General features: G+C 35.0%; 19 protein-coding genes. 6 read left to right on the top strand and 13 right to left on the bottom strand.

Going from position 1 to position 16,479, the window contains the following annotated elements; genetic code table 11:
- Positions 1 to 26: 26 nt before the first annotated feature.
- Entirely contained in the window at positions 27 to 956 is a 930-nt protein-coding gene (pyrB, locus tag NSED_RS09015; RefSeq protein WP_014965952.1) for an aspartate carbamoyltransferase, read from the bottom strand.
- Between the two features lie 41 nt (positions 957 to 997).
- Between pyrB and pyrI the strand changes: the two genes are divergently transcribed.
- Positions 998 to 1,459 carry an aspartate carbamoyltransferase regulatory subunit gene (gene pyrI / locus NSED_RS09020; RefSeq protein WP_026089989.1) on the top strand — a complete coding sequence of 154 codons (462 nt, stop codon included), beginning with the start codon at positions 998 to 1,000 and terminating at the stop codon, positions 1,457 to 1,459.
- 38 nt (positions 1,460 to 1,497) lie between these two features.
- Here the strand turns inward: pyrI and NSED_RS09025 are convergent, their stop codons facing one another.
- From NSED_RS09025 to NSED_RS09045, 6 genes are all read right to left on the bottom strand, one after another.
- Positions 1,498 to 1,788 carry an ATP synthase subunit C gene (locus tag NSED_RS09025; protein ID WP_014965954.1) on the bottom strand — a complete coding sequence of 97 codons (291 nt, stop codon included), beginning with the start codon at positions 1,786 to 1,788 and terminating at the stop codon, positions 1,498 to 1,500.
- Positions 1,789 to 1,855: 67 nt separating this feature from the next.
- A complete protein-coding gene (locus NSED_RS11040) occupies positions 1,856 to 1,987 on the bottom strand; it encodes a hypothetical protein (protein WP_016939993.1) in 132 nt (43 codons plus the stop codon).
- On the bottom strand, positions 1,987 to 2,619 hold the full coding sequence (locus NSED_RS09030; RefSeq protein ID WP_014965955.1) for a V-type ATP synthase subunit D: 633 nt from the start codon (positions 2,617 to 2,619) through the stop codon (positions 1,987 to 1,989). The genes NSED_RS11040 and NSED_RS09030 overlap by 1 nt, the downstream gene beginning before the upstream one ends.
- A gap of 4 nt (positions 2,620 to 2,623) precedes the next feature.
- On the bottom strand, positions 2,624 to 4,009 hold the full coding sequence (locus tag NSED_RS09035) for a V-type ATP synthase subunit B (RefSeq protein WP_014965956.1): 1,386 nt from the start codon (positions 4,007 to 4,009) through the stop codon (positions 2,624 to 2,626).
- Positions 4,006 to 5,784 carry a V-type ATP synthase subunit A gene (locus NSED_RS09040; RefSeq protein WP_014965957.1) on the bottom strand — a complete coding sequence of 593 codons (1,779 nt, stop codon included), beginning with the start codon at positions 5,782 to 5,784 and terminating at the stop codon, positions 4,006 to 4,008. The genes NSED_RS09035 and NSED_RS09040 overlap by 4 nt, the downstream gene beginning before the upstream one ends.
- A 3-nt stretch (positions 5,785 to 5,787) precedes the next feature.
- A complete protein-coding gene (locus NSED_RS09045; protein ID WP_014965958.1) occupies positions 5,788 to 6,405 on the bottom strand; it encodes a V-type ATP synthase subunit E in 618 nt (205 codons plus the stop codon).
- 69 nt (positions 6,406 to 6,474) lie between these two features.
- Between NSED_RS09045 and NSED_RS09050 the strand changes: the two genes are divergently transcribed.
- On the top strand, positions 6,475 to 8,574 hold the full coding sequence (locus tag NSED_RS09050; RefSeq protein WP_014965959.1) for a V-type ATP synthase subunit I: 2,100 nt from the start codon (positions 6,475 to 6,477) through the stop codon (positions 8,572 to 8,574).
- A 15-nt stretch (positions 8,575 to 8,589) separates the two neighbouring features.
- Here NSED_RS09050 and NSED_RS10635 read toward each other — a convergent pair whose 3' ends face one another.
- The 6 genes from NSED_RS10635 to NSED_RS09075 all read right to left on the bottom strand — a co-directional run bounded on the left by NSED_RS10635 (position 8,590) and on the right by NSED_RS09075 (position 13,513).
- Entirely contained in the window at positions 8,590 to 8,754 is a 165-nt protein-coding gene (locus tag NSED_RS10635; RefSeq protein ID WP_016939992.1) for a hypothetical protein, read from the bottom strand.
- A gap of 32 nt (positions 8,755 to 8,786) precedes the next feature.
- Complete coding sequence (locus NSED_RS09055) at positions 8,787 to 9,581, bottom strand: hypothetical protein (RefSeq protein ID WP_014965960.1); 795 nt, start codon at positions 9,579 to 9,581, stop codon at positions 8,787 to 8,789.
- A 318-nt stretch (positions 9,582 to 9,899) separates the two neighbouring features.
- Entirely contained in the window at positions 9,900 to 10,340 is a 441-nt protein-coding gene (locus NSED_RS09060; protein WP_014965961.1) for a universal stress protein, read from the bottom strand.
- Between the two features lie 182 nt (positions 10,341 to 10,522).
- Positions 10,523 to 10,690 carry a hypothetical protein gene (locus NSED_RS10640; protein ID WP_016939991.1) on the bottom strand — a complete coding sequence of 56 codons (168 nt, stop codon included), beginning with the start codon at positions 10,688 to 10,690 and terminating at the stop codon, positions 10,523 to 10,525.
- A 75-nt stretch (positions 10,691 to 10,765) separates the two neighbouring features.
- Positions 10,766 to 11,542, bottom strand: a complete 777-nt coding sequence (locus NSED_RS09065) for a sulfurtransferase (protein ID WP_026089988.1) — start codon at positions 11,540 to 11,542, stop codon at positions 10,766 to 10,768.
- Positions 11,543 to 11,950: 408 nt separating this feature from the next.
- Entirely contained in the window at positions 11,951 to 13,513 is a 1,563-nt protein-coding gene (locus tag NSED_RS09075; protein WP_014965964.1) for an ammonium transporter, read from the bottom strand.
- A gap of 127 nt (positions 13,514 to 13,640) precedes the next feature.
- Here NSED_RS09075 and NSED_RS09080 point away from each other — a divergent pair, with 127 nt between their 5' ends.
- From NSED_RS09080 to NSED_RS09095, 4 genes are all read left to right on the top strand, one after another.
- On the top strand, positions 13,641 to 14,309 hold the full coding sequence (locus NSED_RS09080) for a hypothetical protein (protein ID WP_014965965.1): 669 nt from the start codon (positions 13,641 to 13,643) through the stop codon (positions 14,307 to 14,309).
- Between the two features lie 62 nt (positions 14,310 to 14,371).
- Complete coding sequence (locus NSED_RS09085; protein ID WP_014965966.1) at positions 14,372 to 15,409, top strand: V0D/AC39 family V-type ATPase subunit; 1,038 nt, start codon at positions 14,372 to 14,374, stop codon at positions 15,407 to 15,409.
- An 11-nt stretch (positions 15,410 to 15,420) separates the two neighbouring features.
- Positions 15,421 to 15,654: a hypothetical protein gene (locus NSED_RS09090; RefSeq protein ID WP_014965967.1), complete on the top strand. Its 234-nt coding sequence runs from the start codon at positions 15,421 to 15,423 to the stop codon at positions 15,652 to 15,654.
- 32 nt (positions 15,655 to 15,686) lie between these two features.
- Complete coding sequence (locus NSED_RS09095) at positions 15,687 to 16,337, top strand: Dna2/Cas4 domain-containing protein (RefSeq protein WP_016939990.1); 651 nt, start codon at positions 15,687 to 15,689, stop codon at positions 16,335 to 16,337.
- Positions 16,338 to 16,479: the final 142 nt, after the last annotated feature.

Below are 16,479 nucleotides of genomic sequence, written 5' to 3' on the forward strand. Positions count from 1 at the left end.
TATATGGAATACGGATTTTCTAAAAATTAAAATCCATTTTCATTGATAATCATACCTAATAGTGCAGAACGAGTATATTTTCCATATTCGGCTTGCTCAAAATATTTGGCATTTTTTGTTTTGTCAACATCAGCTGAAATTTCATCTATTCTTGGCAGTGGATGTAAAATTATGGCATCGTCTTTCATTCTTTTTAACATATCTAATCCTACAACATAACTTCCTTTAACTTTGAGATATTCTTCTTCATCAGGAAATCTCTCTTTTTGGATTCTTGTGACATAGAGAACATCAAGATCATCTAGATGTTCTTCAATGTCAGTAGTTTCAGTCAAGTCTAATCTTTTTTTAATTTCATAAGTTGAATCTGATCTTATTCTTAGTGATTCAGGAGAAATCAATCTTACATCTACATCATAATTTCCTAGTCCATGTAATAGAGAATATACTGTGCGACCATATTTTAAATCCCCTACAATTCCGATTTTTAGCCCATCAATCTTTTTCTTTTCTTTTTTGATTGTAAACAAATCTTGAATTGCTTGAGTTGGATGTTCTTCAGTTCCACTACCTGCATTGATTACTGGTTTATCAGAAATTTCAGCTGCAAATCTACTTGACCCATCCAAAGGATGACGTAAAACAAGAATATCTGAATAAATTGACATAATCCTAACAGTATCTGCAAGACTCTCACCTTTCTGAGTGGATGAAGATGTAATATCAGAAATTCCCAATGAGTTGCCACCAATTGAGGCCATAGCCGAATCAAAACTTAAACGAGTTCTGGTACTTGGTTCATAAAACAAATATCCTAATGTTTTTCCTTTACAAATTTCTCTTCTATCAAAGGGGCTCAGATTAAGGATTTTATCAGTGGATGTAAAGATAGTTTCTAATTGTTCTTTAGTATAGTCCTTAATCGAGATTATGTCTTTTTGGTAGAACTCGTTCATTCTTTCAATAATATATACAGGTGACTATACAAAGTATTCTGATGGAACAGTCCGACCTTATGGTTCGACGAATTAAGGAAGGTACTGTAATTGACCATATAGATGAAGGCAAGGGTCTTCAGGTTCTTAATGCTTTGAGAATAAACGGGGAGGATGGAAGTCTAATCACCATAGCCCTAAATGTTCCAAGTGGTAAATTCAAGAAAAAAGACATTATCAAAGTTGAAAACAAGTTTCTAAAAGACGATGACACAAACAAGCTAGCAGTCATTGCCCCAAAGGCAACAATCAACATGATTAAAGAATACAAACTTGTGGAGAAGAGAAGAGTGGCATTGCCTAATGAGATTGACAGGATTTTTAGATGTTCAAATCCTGATTGCATTACAAACAGTACAGAATACATTGAATCAGTGATGGATGTAATTGACAAGGAAGGAAGAGTTCTCAAGTGCAGATATTGTGCAAGAGTACTGGATGTTAACAAGCTAAAATACAATTAAACAAAAAATCTAAAAATTTGAAAAATATGTAGTTTGGACTATTGTCCTAAGATGATAAACATCATAACTATACCGTAGATTGCGATTGACTCGACCATACCTACGAAGATGAACACCTTTGACTGTAAAGCTGGGTTCTCACTAATGACTGCAAGACCTGCTGCACCTACTTGACCAAGACCTATTCCTGCTCCACCGGCTGCAATACCAAATGCTAAACCAGCACCTAAGAGTTTCATAGAGTCGCCACCAGATGCACCATCTTCTGCTGCAAATGCAACTCCAGTTGAACCTAGAATTGAAATTGCTGATGCTGCCAAAAGTAACATGACGATAGATTTCATTTACGATCAAGCTCCATGATATCCATATTTAAATCATGATGAGATAAGAGTCTCAAATTCGATCTAATGTTTTCTTTTTGAATGAGGTTAGATCGTCTTGGATAGATTTTACAAAATCATCATAATTTCCATCTAATTCTTTCTTTGAATTCTCAAGTAATTTTTTAATTTCTTCTTTTGCCATTATTTTCCACTTTCCATCTTTTCTTTCACTTTTTTTAACTTTGCGAATTCTTCTCTTTCCCTCTCTTCAAGAGTAGAAAGAATAAATCGAATATTATCTTTGTATTGAGGAATAATGACATTTTCAAGTGCGTTAAGTAATTTTTGTGTCTTTTCTAATGCTTTTGCAAGACTGAAAATTGAATTTTCATATTCAGCTGCTTTACAAATTTTTGGCATTAATTCTTTAATTTGTTTTGCCGCTCTATCAATTGAAGAATTTGTATCTGCAAATCCATAAGGCATTGATTTAGTATCTTTTTCAGTTACGGTTAATGCTGGAATTTTAACATCAACTACTCTTCTAACATGAACATCTACTTCCATTACAGGAGGGGTAGATTCTGCTACAGAATCAACAGTGTTAGTACCTAGTGCTAGATAAGCTTCGTTTACTGATTTGTAAATATCTTGTAATGGATCCCAAATTCCACCTCTTGCTTTAGATGCTTCTTGAATCATCTCTTCAATATTTTTTAAGAGAACTTTACGTTTATCATCTAAAATTTGTTGAACCATTGTGGCTATTTGGCTGGATTTTTTATATTTGAAAAGTTCAATTTTTGTTGCTGCAACGTTTTGTCCAAATGACATTTAGTTACTCTTCCTTGTAATATTGCTCTACGTACTTGTCTTTGATTTTAGTAATCTCATTCTTTGGTAATTTTGAGACAATCTTCCACATAAGAGTAAGTGTTTCTTCAATAGTTCTGTTCTCATCAGTTGCTTGTGTAAGGAATTCTTTTTCAAAGGTATCACCTACTTCCAAGTATTTGAGGTCAATTTCAGTAAGTCCTGCTTTACCTACAATACCTGCTAGTGCTCTTACTTCTTGTGCTCTAGAATATGCATCATAAACTTGGTTAGAAACTTCACTGTGATCTTCTCTTGTACTTCCTTCACCGATTCCGTCTTTCATCAGTCTACTAAGACTCATCAAAATATTGATTGGTGGATAAACTCCTTGTCTGAATAAATCTCTACCAACTACTATTTGTCCTTCAGTAATGTAACCGGTAAGGTCAGGTATTGGGTGGGTAATGTCATCTGATGGCATTGATAAAATTGGAACTTGTGTAACACTACCTTTTCTTCCATTAAGTTTTCCTGCTCTTTCATAAAGTGTTGAAAGGTCAGTGTAAAGATAACCAGGATATCCTTTTCTTCCAGGAACTTCCTCTCTTGCTGCACTAATTTCTCTAAGTGCTTCTGCATAGTTTGTCATATCAGTAATTACAACCAGAACGTGCATTCCTAATTCAAATGCCAAATATTCTGCCACAGTTAAAGCAACACGAGGAGTAATGATTCTTTCAATTGCAGGATCATCTGCTGTATTTAGAAATAGAACACTTCTTTTTAGTGCACCAGACTCTTCAAGACTTCGTCTGAAATATTCTGCCTCACTGTACTGCACACCAATTGCTGCAAAGACAACAGCAAAGTCGTCTTGTGTTCCAACAACACTTGCTTGTCTTGCGATTTGTGCTGCCAAAAGATTGTGAGACATACCAGAACCTGAAAAGATTGGAAGTTTTTGTCCTCTAACTAGAGTCATCAAACCATCAATTACAGATACACCAGTTTGGATGAAGTCTTTTGGGTATTCACGTTGTTCTGGATTCATTGGTTCTCCGTTAATGTCTACAAATTTATCAGCAATTGGATCTGGTAGTCCATCTTTTGGTCTTCCTAATCCATCAAATACTCTACCAAGCACCTCTTTTGATACTGGCATTTCCATAACTTTACCTACAAATTTTGCACTGGTTCCAGAGATTGATAATCCAGTTGTTCCCTCAAAAACTTGAACGATAGCTTTGCCGTTTCCTACTTCAAGAACTTTACCTAGTCTTTTTTCACCTTCAGTAGTTTCAATTTCAACAAGTTCATCAAATGCTGCATTTTCAACATCATCTACAACAACTAGAGGTCCTTTGATTTCTGCAATCTTACTGTATTGAACTCCGCCTTCTGTTGTCAATTTGATACCTTCACTCCTGAAATTGATTTGAATTGTTCTTGCATATCTTTATCTAATTGATCAAGTTTTGGCATTTCATCATCTTTGACATCCATTCTTGCCTTGAGTAAACTGCTTACTACACCTAACTCACGTATGTCAGATAATGATGCACCTTCTTTGAGTGCTTGTTGTCCCTTTTTGTAAAAGTCAACACACAATTTCATTAATTTGAATTGTTTTTCTGGACTACAATAAGTATCAACATCATCAAATGAGTTTTGTTGTAACAAAGCAATCTTTACCATTCTTGCAACTTCAAGAATTAATTTTTCTTCATCAGGTAATGCTTCAGGACCTAAGAGTCTGACAATTTCTTTTAGTGTATCTTCTCTTTGTAAAACACCATAAGTTTCACTTCTAATGCTAAACCAATCTTCACTAATGTTTTCACTCCACCATTTTGCAATATCTGCAAGATAACCCGAATAGCTGTTCATCCAGTTAATTGATGGGTAGTGTCTAGAGTATGCGAGTTTTGCATCCAATGCCCAGAAAGTTTTGATAAATCTCATTGTGTGGGTTGTGACTGGTTCTGTAAAGTCACCGCCAGATGGAGATACAGCACCAATCAAAGTAACTGAGCCATCACGTTCTGGACTACCAGTTGCTTGAACACGACCTGCTCTTTCATAAAATTCTGCTAATCTAGATGCTAAATATGATGGATAACCTTCTTCTGCAGGCATCTCTTCTAATCTACCACTCATTTCTCTGAGTGATTCAGCCCATCTGCTTGTTGAATCTGCTACAAGTACAACGTCTTTACCCATATCTCTGTAATATTCTGCAATCGTGACACCAGTGTAGATACTTGCTTCTCTTGCTGCTACTGGCATGTTACTAGTATTTGCTACTAGGACAGTTCTATCCATTAATGGTTTTCCACTACGTGGATCTTTGAGATGTGGGAATTCAACTAATACTTCAGTCATTTCATTTCCTCTTTCACCACAACCAATGTAAACAACAACTTGAGAATCAGCCCATTTTGCAATTTGGTGCAATGTTACAGTCTTTCCTGTTCCAAATGCTCCAGGAATTGAACCAGTTCCTCCTTTTGCAATTGGGAAGAATGTGTCGATTACACGTTGTCCAGTTAAAAGTGGGACAGTTGGATCATATCTCTTATTGTAAGGACGTGGTTTTCGTACAGGCCATCTATGATACATTTTAACTTGAATTGATTGTCCATCTTTTTCAGTAGTAGCTAGTACAGTTTCTAAGTCATAATCGCCTTCTGATACAATGTTTGAAATTTTTCCACCTGCATGATCTGGTGGAAGCATAATAGAGTGTTCGATAAGATCAGTTTCTTGAACAGTTCCAATAATATTTCCTGCAGATACTTCATCTCCATTATTTACTGTTGGGACAAAGTGATATTTTTTTGTCATATCTACAGCAGATGTTGTAATACCCCTTCCGATGAAGGAACCAGATGCTTTAGATAGTTCTCTTAGTGGTCTTTGAATTCCATCATAAAGTTGTCCAATAATTCCAGGACCCAATAATACACTGAGTGGGTTTCCAGTACCTACTACAGGCTCACCAGGTTTTAATCCACTTGTTGATTCGTATACTTGAATAAATGCTACATCTCCAGTAAGTCGAATAACCTCACCTACTAATTTTGAATTTCCTACTGTAACAGTTTCATACATTTTTGCATCAGACATACCGTCTGCTCTTACAGCTGGGCCACTTACCCAAACAATTCTACCTTGAGCTGCCATTTTCTAATTTCCCACTCCGAATTTTGCTGCAATATCTTTCCTTATTAAAGGCTTCATACGTTCAATTCTAGCATCGATCGTATTATCGAATGTCATGGTACCATCTTTTGATTTTACTTTAATTCCTCCAAGACAATCAATTGTCTCAGATGATAGTTCAGCACCAGAGAATTGAGATAATGCAGACTGAACAATATCTCTATCTTTTGCATTTGTAGAAATTGAAATTTCTGATGTACCTAAAGTTTGAATTGATTCTTCAATCAAAGTCTTAATGAGATTTGAATAATCGCCACTGCGATCAGCATTTGCAATTTGGTCTAATGCTGTAGAAAATACTCTATCAACTGCTTCCTCTAATGCCATAAGTTGTTTATTTCTGGCTTCAATATCAGAACTTCCTGTGATCTGTTTTTCAATCTTATCAGCCTCTTTTTTGCCATCTGAAATGATTTTATCGTATTCACTTTCCAATTTAGGAATAGCATCATCTAGATTTTGTTGCGATTCTTCTAAGCCGGATTTGATATTAGACAAAATATCTTGTTCAGTATTTTTTAAAATTTTATCAATTGTACTTTCTAATGCAGAATTAGATACCAATGGGTGCAGTTGACCCATAATGGATTTTAATGTTTGGGAAGCAAATCAGAAAGATATTAAACTCAATGAAAGTACCCAAAATTTGTCTTGGGAACAGCCGATCTAAAATTAGGAACCGTAATTTTACCAAGAAGTGAGTCTCCTAGAGCAATTTCAAGATTAACTGAGTTTGAGTGGTATCACAAAATTGATTCTGCCAGTGATTTGGTTACGCCTGAAATTGATGATTTGCTACTAAAAGCACAGCAAACATACCAATCTATTGATGACGTCATCAAAGGAATGGGAATTCCTCTTGAAGTAGGAATTATGGAGATTTTGTTCAAAGGAACTGTGATCAAGAAAAAAGACTATGAGATTAATGAAATTGAAGATATGGTTGAACAACTACAAAAAGAAGCTCCATCTATCATTGATAAGCCAGCAAAACTGCTAGGAGAGGCAGCAACAGCTAAAGTTTCCATTGAAGAATACAAAGCTCTCAAAGATACCTTAGAAGTAATCAAAAAGATGAAGATTGATATTTCCGGATTTGGTTTGATGAGACACTTTTTTACAAATCTCTTTGTGATAAACTCTGCAGACTTTGATGAGATCAATCGCTCATTGGAAGGCATTACAGTTTACAAGTATGATTTAGAGAATAAAGAAAAAGCAGCAATATTAGTAATTTCAGACATAACAGATGCTGAGAAAGTTCTCAAAGTTTTACGAAGTTTCAATTCCAACACATTTAAAATTCCAGAAGGATTTCCTCAAATTCCTAGCGAGGCATATGCGCTAGCAGAATCAAAAATCAAAGAACTAGAAACAAAACAAGCTTCAATTAAAAAAGAATTAGGAAAAATTACAAAGAAAATTAGACGAGACATTCTATCACTTCACGAAAAAGCACAAATTGCAAAAGATGTTCTTGAGACTTTAAGAAAGCCTGGAGGAACAAAAAACTTTGCAGTAATTCAAGGCTTTATTCCAAAGAAGATGGAAGCAAAATTCACAGAGTCAACTAAACAATGGATGTCAGTTGTTGAAGACATTACAGATCCTAAACTAAAAGAAGAGATTCCAACCTTATTTGACAATAAACGATTTGTTAGAACATTTGAAGTAATTACAAAGAGTCAAGGCATTCCAAAGGCTGGAGAGCCAGATCCTACTCCTATGATTGCTCTAATGTGGCCAATTTTCTACGGATTAATGTTTGCAGATATGGGTCATGGATTGTTACTCATGGCATTAGGTTTACTTTTCAAGTTTAAGGGACAAGGTGAACTATCAAAATGGGGAATGCTCATTGCAATCTCTGGGGCCTCAGCAGCAATTGCGGGTGTGGCGGCAGGAGAGGCGTTTGGTTTCCATCTTGATCACATGGGTCCGTTTGAAGGATTGTTAGAAGAAGGCGGAGCATTGCATTCAGTTAGTTGGATAGTTGGAATTCTTAGTGTTGCAGAATTAACATTTGATCAAGTAATCAATATTCTCAAAGTTTCATTATTCATCGGAATTGTGCATTTGGTTTGGGCAATGACTCTACGTGTAATTAGATTGCTAAAAGAGGGACACAAGATGGTAGTCTTTACTGAAGCAATTCCAAACATTACACTCTATGGAGGAATTGTTGTAATCATGATGTGTGCAATTGGTTCACAATATGATGTAATGAACATGTATTCCAAAGTTCACACAGAAGCTGTACCTTGGGTAACGATGTTCCTTGGAGATTGGGCAGAGGTTTGGATTATTACAAGAATTTCAGTTATTATCGTAATTGCATCAATGGTCATTATGATGGTTGGTGGTGTAATGCATGCAAAGAAACATCCCGAAGACGGAGCGGATCCTGCAAGTGTAATCATGGAAGTTCTCTTAGGAAAAACAGTAGAAAGTTTAGCTCACACAATCAGTTATGCTCGACTTGGAATTATGTTACTTGTGCATGCGGCCTTGCTGATGACAGTAAACAATGCGTTCTCATCTCTAGGAGGTGCTGAATCAGGTGGTGCAATGGCCATGATTATTGGAGGTAACTTGGGAATTATGATGATTGAAGGATTAATTGTGTATATCCAGTCTCTCAGATTGCACTTGTATGAATTCTTTACAAAATGGTACGTAGGTGGAGCACAACCATTTAGACAAATCAGACCAGAATTGATTTACAATCAATTCATTTGGAAGAAAAAATAAAATTAGAAAAAGAATCTAATCGTTTTTAGCTTTGTCGTGTCCTTTCTTTGCAGCATCTTTAGTACCATCATAGGCTTTAGTACCTGCCTCTGTACCTTTTTCGATTCCTTTCTTTCCAAGATCTGTTCCTTTCTCAACACCTTTTTCTGCAGTGTCTTTGATTGTCTTAAGAAATCCCATGAAATTACTTGGTAATATTGTAAATAAATGATCTAATTATTTTCATATAGATTTACTGTAACTTTGGTAGTCCATGGTTTAAGATCATCAGGAAAAATCACAAGCAGTCCACTGTCTTTTTTGATGTCATGACATGTACCACTATAGCTTTGTTTGTTTTGTCCATAGCAACCAGATTCGGTGTAATAATCAAATTTAGAATTTACAAAGTTTTCGCGTTGATCTGAGGATGAAACAAAGTATACGTCAAAACCCAAATCTTTGTTGTCAGTTTTTACACTAAAATTGTATGATGTAGTATCTTTTGATGTGCAAATAGGGAAAAACTGTACAAATCCATTCTTGATTTTTGACTGTTGTTCTGAGTTGTCATAATTTTCATTTTCAGTGTCCGGATATACAGAAACACTAGGATCTGTACTTAGTTGCTGTCCTTGAACATATTCTATCTCATGTCTTACTGTATCAACAGCTTTTCGATATAACATTGGTTGCCATTCTTCTTGACAGTCACTAAATTCATGCTTTAATTCAACATAGGATTTGCCATTAATTTCATGAAGTTGATTTGAGTTGTATTCTTTAGATTCTGCATCAAATACATGATTGGTATTTCTAATTTTATCTGATTTGTACCAGGTGTTAGTTACATCAAAAATAATATTTTTTGATTCACTTTGCCATTCTGATAATAAATGAACATAAACTGAATACTTGTTTATCACTTCTTGAGTTTCTGATTCAAAAACTAGATGGCCAAAAAACATGTTTAGAAAAATTATAGAAAATGCAAGAATTGGAATAATTGCATAAAGAATTTTTTTCATTATTAATATCTGAAAAAATTATTTTTTATTGATATCTGTTCCGCAATGAACACAAAAATAAGAACTATTAGGAGTCCAATAATGCTCACAATCAGAATTAGGCATATCATATTATGAGATTTTTAATTCATTATCTTCAAAGATTGGGATTTTATACTAAAGACGAAAATTAATTCACTGATTTATTGTTCTCAAATGGGTCCACGGGGATTTAGCTACTAAATATGGGGGGATAGAAATGGACGCAGATTAGTCTATTGTAGCATAGAAACCATTGTAACATAATTTTCTAATAGGATACATTCTAAAATCTAGAATCTATGAGGGTTTTGTTGTTAAAAGATGGCAATGAGATTTATGATGAATTATACTTATAATGTCATCAAAAAGTGTAATTTCTTCCATAGATAGTTTTGGATAATCCACAATTAACAAATCAATCTTGTTTTCTTTAACATAATCAACTACCCAATGTGAAATATTGTCAGTTAATGCTAATTTTGTCTTAATGGGAATTCCTTGTTTCTGAGCAACCGCCTTCCAGTTTTCCAATTCTGCTTTAAGTTTTGTAATCTGATTTTGTGTTGTTTTTTTATCAGACTTTGTTTCAAAAAAATAAAACTTTGGTGGAGTTTTATACATACATTCTATCACAGTCAGTTCTGAATCAAATTTTTTAGCCATTTCGAGACCAAGTTCAAAAGATTTCTTGGTATGGGTTGGAGTGATGATTGCAACAGCTACTTTATGAAATGTCATATTATTAGTTCACTACAATTGTAAATTAATACCATCCTATTTCCACCATTATGAAGATAAAATGGGACATATAATTAGAGAAATAATAAAAAATGGATCTTAAGACCAACAACGATTAATTGTTTGGTGACAGTTCCAATTGAATTTAGTTTGAAAAAATAGTATTTAGAATATAGTTAAGATTACTTTAATTCATCAAGTATGTCTTCATCTTTTTTGAAGATCCATGTAAGACCAACCATATCCAATGCAGTTATTCTAGATGAAACGGGATTCTCAGATTCCTGTTTAACCAGAGAAATAGACTGATTTGGGACAGGTTCATGTTTGTATTGTATTAAAGTTGACATAATTTAGATATACAAAATTTACTTAAAACGTTAATGAATAAATGATCCATAAAGGCTTGAACCTTTTTTGGAGGTTTATTTTTCCACAGGAAGATCTAATTTATTTCCCCATTCTCCCCAAGAACCTAGATAAACTCGAACATTTTCAAATCCCAATTTTTTCAAAACCAAAAAGGAATTAGCTGCACGATATGCTCCCTGACAATAAGTGACAATTTCAGAGTCTTTGGGATAATCATACATTTTAGATAATTCATCATCATCTTTGAAAGTCCCATCCTCATTGAGATTTTGATTCCAATCAATATTGATTGCATTTGGTATATGGCCAGATTGAGCTGCGCGGACTGTGGTTCCATCATATTCACCAGTAGAGCGAGCATCAAGGATTTTTAAATTATCTAGATTATCTCTAATGTATTCAAATCCTGAAATAATATTAGGATTAATTTTTCCTGAAAATTTAGAGGGTTTGAAACCATTAGGTTTTGTTTCAATGGATAGATTTTCTTTTTTCCATTTTGTAATTCCTCCATCTAACATGAAGACATTTTGATGTGAAAAATACATTAGCATCCAGACACCCCTTGCTGCCAACATACCAGAAACAGAATCATAAAATACAATTTTCTTTTCAGGTGTTACTCCAAGAAATGAAAGAAGGTTGCGGGATTGATTATTGAAATTTTCTATTCCTTCTTTTGTAGTATCAATCCAATGAAATGCAAATAGATCCAAATGAACAGCTCCTGGGATATGTCCTTCTGAATATTCCTTAAATGAGCGTGTATCGGCTATGATGAGATTAGATTCGTTTAGGATTGAATTTAGTTCAGTTGTGGAAATTAGCACAATAGAGGTTTTCAATAATCAAATTAATTTCTTTGAATTATTGACTATAACATTAGGCGTTGAGTTCCTCTATTCACGATAATAATCTTATTTCTACTAGGAATTCCTATGAGAGGTTTTTTTATAATCCACCTTGATTTTGTGCCCCTATTGGTTGTGATTTTATTACCTTTAGGTATGTATGAAAATAGGGTAATTTGATTTGTTTTTTCAAACCGTTTTTGTGATAAATTATTTGAAAAATATGATGATGTGCCCCTTTGATTATTCATAAGAACCAATTTCATGTGTTTGTTTCAAAAGTATGTATTTATGTGTTTCAGAAAGTATGATGTTATGCTGTTTTGAAAAAAGCTAAATCACAGATTAAGAGAATCTAATAAAAAGAAGAAAAGAAAAGGATTTTTTCTATTCGTTTACGTATGCTCTTTCGCCATGCTGTGCCAAATCGAGACCAATCTCCTCTTCTTTAGGAGTGACTCTGATTCCGCCAGGCCATACGGCATCCATTACCTTAAGGATTACAATTGTTACACCAAAGGCATAGCCTATTGATATAGCAGCACCAATGATGCTGATTGCTTGCTGTTCCATTCCTTCTGCAGTGCCAGTCCATGCTCCGATACCGTCTCCAGTATCCCAAACGTGTGGGCTAGCTAATGTACCAGTCAAAATTGCACCTGTAAGACCACCCATTCCGTGTACTCCCCATACATCTAATGCGTCGTCCCATTTGCGTGCACTCTTGAATGCTATTGCTGCATAACAAATTGTACCAGCTGCAATACCGATTATAATCGCAGCCATTGGACCTACCCAACCAGAGGCTGGTGTGATTGCTACCAATCCTGCTACTGCTCCTGATGCAGCTCCTACGACACTTGGTTTTCCTGTATGTGCCCAAGACATGAGCACCCAAGTGACTGCAGCCATACCAGTTGCTGTATTTGTAACAGTCCATGCGCTGACGGTAATGCCGTCTACCATAACTTCACTTCCTGCATTGAAACCAAACCATCCAAACCAGAGTATTCCTGCTCCGAGGACTACCATTGGGATATTGTGTGGTTCCATTGGCACTTTGCCGTATCCAAGACGTCTGCCAAGGACTAAGGCTCCAGCCAATGCTGCAAATCCTGAAGATATGTGTACTACAGTACCACCTGCAAAGTCTAATGCATATGATGGCGATAATTCTGGATCGAGGTCAATTGCACCTCCTCCTATGTAGCCTCCTCCCCATACCCAATGTGCTATTGGGTCATAAACGAAGGTTCCCCATAAGAGTACGAATATGATCAATGCGCTGAATTTGATTCTGTCAATCAAACCACCAATAATTAGAACTGGTGTAATGATTGCGAAGGTTGCTTGGAACATTGCAAATAGTTGGTGAGGTACTGTACCTGGCCAACCTTGACTACAAAAGTCCCCTTCCTTAAATTCATTCATCTGATAAGCTGCAGACCATGTGTCATGACAAGGACCAACTTCACCTAACGGTGCCCAAGCTGATACCATGTTAAATCCAACATAATCTAGGTTACCCATGAATAAGTTTGCATCAGAATCAACTCCACCAAATGCTAGTGAGTATCCCCATAGAACCCATTGTACTGACATTAGACCCATTACAATGAGGGTCATACCAAGTACGTTGACGATGTTCTTTGATCTGGCTAAACCACCATAAAAGAAACCGACTCCTGGAGACATGAAGAGTACTAATGATGTTGCTGTTAGCATCCATGCTGTATCACCTGTGTCTATAAGACAAGGTAGCATGCCGCCTTCGCCATCATCATACCAACATTCGTTAGGGTTACCAGTGTAAATTCCACTGGTTCCTTTGACATATCCGTCCATACCATCTTCAACACTTTGTGCATATGCCTGAGACATAGCACCAGTTGCTGTGATAGATACTGCGGCTACAAGTAATAGAGCATACTTGTAGTTCCTAGAATTCATTAAATTAATCGAAATTGAAAATTATTTAAGCATTGAAGACTCGAAAGCATGCAAAAAAGTAACTTATTATATTTCAGTGTATTCTGATAATAACATAAAAGAGGAATATTATGATAAAGGTGAGTAAATGAAAGTCAAATCAGATACAAAATTAGCAATTTTTGATACATTCAAGACAAAAGGCAATGATCTAACTGGAGAAGCAAATAGACAAAGAGCGATCATTGCAATTCTTGGAAGTAATGCAAATCCAGCAGAAAGAACAAGGACAGGTATTTCTCAAAGAATTGCAAAAAAACATGGTATTGCTTGGAAGAATATCTATTCAGGAATATTTCGAGATCTTGATGAAATCTTACTTCCTATGGAGATTGCCGAAGAAGATGGCAGATTACCTTTGAAAAGAGGTCCTAAAGCTCTACAAGAGAAAGGTATTCCATATTATCATTTGACAAAAAAAGGAATTTTGGTAGCATTATCCATTAATGAATGTAAAAACAGAGAAAAACTACTAAGCGAGTTTTTCTCAAAGTCCGAACCTGCTGAAAAAGAATTTGAAAAGGTCTTATCGAGACTTGTGAAGACAAGTCCAATTTTCACATATTCAATTTTCCAAAAATACGTTAAGGCTTTTTGTGAAAATAAAATCAAAGAATTGTTGCCTTTTGATCTCTCAAAATTACAAGATATTTCTGATGAATCTTTGATAATTCAGAAAGAGATTCTTTCAGCATTTGCTAAACTGTCAAAACAGGAAAAAGATGAAGCGATCGTATTTTTAGATAAAATTACTTAGAATTTGTTCCTAGGACCAGATCGCCAAACATTAAAATCAGTTGCCTAAGGAGATTGATCGAAATGGGCGGTTCTAAGAATGTCTATGCCTCAGTAAAAGCATACAGTAAACGAGGTAAATTACTCACAAAATCTGATTTTCAAACACTTGCTGAATCTAGAGATTTAGAGGAATTAATGACTAGAATCAAAAATACTGTATATGGGGAAGCAGTAGCAGACGTTCAAAAACCATATTCTTCACAAAGTATTGAATCAGCCCTTAGAAGCAAATTAGCAGATATTCATTATTCAATAGCAAAAACATCTGGAAGTTCTGGCGTCCTAGATGCATATTATATGAAATTTATTGTTTCAAATCTAAAATTAATATTAAAAGGGAAAATCCTAGGAAAATCTCAAGAAGAAATTGAATCTCATGTTAACCTTCATGCAGAAGAATTAATCAAACAGAGAGATGTTATAGTTAAGGCATTAGTTGCAAAAGACTTTGAGGAAGCAGTAGCAAGTTTGAATTCAGTTGAATTTGCAGATGAGATTGCAAAAGCTGCTGCATTATACAATGAAAAGAAAAACCTCCAAATCTTTGACACATATTTTGATAAGATATTATTTCAACATCTAGCAGGTGCAATGAAAAATTATGCCGACAAAGAAGCAACAAAAATTGTTTCAATGGATATTGACTTTTATAATATTTTGAGTGTGATTAGAGGAAAATTCTGGGGATTGCAAGAAGAACAAATTCAAGATTTGATAATCAACACCAGTCCGCCAGCTAAAGAATTACTTGGAAGAATGATGGCAGCAGGTACAGTTAGAGATGCATTTAATGAATTATCAAGTACAAAATACAAAGACTTGGTTCCTCAAGTTGAAAATGAACTAGACGCTATTGCAGAGTTTGAAAGAGCATTTGAGATGTCAATATACAGTGCATCACTTAGATCATTTACAAAGATGTTCAGCTTTGCAACAATCGTGGGAATTACAAAATTAACTGCATTTGAAATAAGAAATCTAGCAGCCATTGCATTTGCTGTTGAGCAAAAGATTCCAACCGAGACTACAATGTCAAAATTAATCCTAGAAGAAGAATAGGATTTTCTGAAATGTTTAATTTTTCAAAAAAAACAGAGGTTTCTACAGAAGTATTAATCAAGTTTATTTGGGTTAGCTCATTTTTAGCCATGATTTTTTCCCTTCCTCCTTTAGCAGTATTTTTGGGAATCTATTTTCTTACAGGAGAACTCATTATTGGAGCAGTCATAGGTTTTGGCCTTCATTTTGTAATTCTAGCCTTTTCAGGAAGAATCTCAAAAGTGATTACAAAACTGGTGAGCTAAGTATAAGAAGTTAAACTAAAAGATGATGTATTATGATGGGAGATAGAGATTTTCGAAGTATTGTTGAAAACGCATTGGACTCTATTGGAAAAGAGTTAGAAATTGATATTGATTCAGCGGATATTCAAACAATACATCTACACGAGGTTGTTCATTGTCTAAGACGTTCATATTATGATAGGATTGATCCTCAAGAGATCCAAAGAAGGGGATTCAATGAACTTCTTTCAGGACTACTTAGAAAATTACAATATGGAAGCGACCCAAAAGAATTTGCTATTGATGATATCAAACTGAAGGGTCAGGTGGATATGTTAATTGATGATTCAATATTCTTATTCAGAGGAGCAACAAATGAGTTAGAAAATCCACATGCAAATGATGTTCTTTATCTTAATGCATGTATGTGGATTTATGATAAGCCAGATGGAATTATTGTTTACATTACTGGCGATAGAAAAGAAACAACATTTTCAATCTCACGAAATAAAAAAATGTTTGAAGAAGTAATTAGAAGGGTTAGAGTTCTAAATGATCTTCTCAAAGAGCAAAAAACTCCTATCATAGAGCCTTCCACTGAGTGCTCTGAATGTCAATATTATGAAAGATGTTTCATGAAAAAGAAGAATACTAAACAACTGGATCTTGCAGAAATGTTAGGGTTTGGTAACAAGAAAGATTAGTGAAAATTAGAAAAATGTTGTAAAGGAAAAATTCCTTTGTTTAATCTAGTGGTTCTGGATGTCCTTTACCACGAAGAGCGAAACACACTACTGCGAGTGCAATTGCGACTCCTGCTGCTGCGCCATATGCGGCCATACCTGC

The organism is Candidatus Nitrosopumilus sediminis, from assembly GCF_000299395.1.
GTDB classification, from domain to species: Archaea; Thermoproteota; Nitrososphaeria; order Nitrososphaerales; family Nitrosopumilaceae; genus Nitrosopumilus; species Nitrosopumilus sediminis.